Here is a 535-nt window from a genome sequence, read left to right as displayed (position 1 = left end):
GTCCACCGGCTGTAATCTATTGTCTTTTTCATCAGTTCAAACTGCACCAGCGGTTCTCCGCCATAAAAGGATACTGCCACTTTATCTCCGCTGTTATCCCTTGCATACTCCACAGCACGTTTGGCCACTTCCCAGGTCATAGCTTTTGGCGAAAAATTCCGGTATCCTTCATTATGTTCATTATAAATACAATACCGGCATCTCATATTACACTGTTCTGTCAGCTCCAGGATAACCTGCCGCAGATCATACCGTAGCAAATCCCTTAATGTTTCGTCTGTTTCCTTTACAAACTTTAAATCCGGTGAAATCTGCAGGATATGCTCTGTTTCTATCATCTCCCAGATATTTCTGTATGCAGCCTCCAGTTCTTCTTCAGAAAATCCTTCCACCTTCTCCGGAAGGCTTGTCTGTTCAAACAGGCTTTTTAATATCTGGTATTCATTTGCCCCGCACTCAAACACTTTTCCGGTTCCTGTATCATACATATACTGTTTGTTTCTGGTAGTGAAAACAGTCCCCAGACTGTATCCTC

At 43.0% G+C, this 535-nt stretch carries 1 protein-coding gene; it reads right to left on the bottom strand.

Going from position 1 to position 535, the window contains the following annotated elements; translation table 11 throughout:
• A partial coding sequence (locus tag HED67_RS10590; RefSeq protein ID WP_221718285.1) for a radical SAM protein occupies positions 1-535 on the bottom strand: 535 nt, incomplete at both ends.

The sequence above is a fragment of the Pseudocoprococcus catus genome (assembly GCF_019734885.1).
Lineage (GTDB): Bacteria > Bacillota > Clostridia > Lachnospirales > Lachnospiraceae > Coprococcus_A > Coprococcus_A catus.
The sequence above is the reverse complement of the archived record's forward strand: the minus strand, read 5'-3'. Positions and strand labels throughout refer to the sequence as shown.